This is a genomic window from Rhizobium moroccans, assembly GCF_057559155.1.
The window spans coordinates 9,114-10,363 of sequence record NZ_JBHFJG010000049.1 but is presented as its reverse complement, the minus strand read 5'-3'; the positions used below and the strand labels follow the sequence as shown (position 1 = coordinate 10,363).

Annotated in this window: 1 protein-coding gene; it reads left to right on the top strand. The window is 61.3% G+C overall.

Translation table 11 applies throughout. The features are described from left to right. Positions 1-75 precede the first annotated feature (75 nt). A protein-coding gene (gene prfB / locus ACE04I_RS24555; RefSeq protein WP_170986333.1) for a peptide chain release factor 2 occupies positions 76-1,207 on the top strand; the annotation gives its coding sequence in 2 pieces (ribosomal slippage) (positions 76-144 and positions 146-1,207; 1,131 coding nt in all). The last annotated feature ends 43 nt before the right edge of the window (positions 1,208-1,250 follow it).

Sequence of the window (1,250 nt, the reverse complement as noted above, 5' to 3'; positions counted from 1 at the left end):
CTTTACATCCGCGGCCGGCGCAACTATGTCCACGGCACTTCGAAACACTGAAAATCGAGAGTGAAGAAAAGCGCCATGCGTGCCGAAATCATCAATGTGGTCGACGAAATCAAGCAGGCCATAAGCCTGCTGAGGAGGCATCTTTGACTGGGACCAGGCGGTAAGACGACTGGACTGGTTGAACAACAAGGCAGAGGACCCGAACCTCTGGAATGACGCGGCCGAAGCACAGAAGCTGATGCGCGAGCGTCAGCAGCTCGAAGACGGCATCGGCGGCGTCAAGGCCCTCGAACGGCAGCTTTCCGACAATATCGAGCTGATCGATCTCGGTGAGGAGGAGGGCGACGAGGCGATCGTCAAGGAAGCCGAGGATGCCCTGAAGGCGCTGAAGGCGGAATCCGACCGCCGGCAGGTGGAGGCCATGCTTTCCGGCGAGGCCGACGGCAACGACACCTATCTGGAAGTGCATTCCGGCGCGGGTGGCACCGAGAGCCAGGACTGGGCCAACATGCTCCTGCGCATGTACACCCGCTGGGCCGATCGCCAGGGCTTCAAGGTGGAGCTCATGGAAGTGCATGACGGCGAAGAGGCCGGCATCAAGTCGGCGACGATGCTCGTCAAGGGTCATAACGCCTATGGCTGGCTGAAGACCGAATCGGGCGTCCATCGCCTGGTGCGGATTTCGCCCTATGACAGCAATGCACGCCGCCATACCTCGTTCTCGTCCATCTGGGTCTATCCGGTTGTCGATGACTCCATCAACATCGACGTCAACGAAAGCGATTGCCGCATCGATACCTACCGCTCCTCCGGCGCGGGCGGCCAGCACGTCAACACCACCGATTCGGCCGTGCGTATCACGCATATCCCGACCGGTATCGTCGTTGCCTGCCAGCAGGAACGCTCGCAGCACAAGAACCGCGCGAAAGCGTGGGAGATGCTGCGTGCGCGTCTCTACGAGGCCGAGCTGAAGAAGCGCGAGGAAGCCGCCAATGCCGAGGCCGCCTCCAAGACGGATATCGGTTGGGGACACCAGATCCGCTCCTACGTTCTGCAGCCCTATCAGCTCGTGAAGGACCTGCGGACCGGCGTCGAAAGCACCGCGCCGGGCGACGTGCTGGATGGCGAACTCAACGCGTTCATGGAAGCGGCTCTCGCCCATCGCATCAGCGGAAAGCCCGATGCCGCCGTGGCGGACGTCGACTGACTTTCCCGAGCCTTGAAATGATGAAAAGGCGGCCGGATTGGAA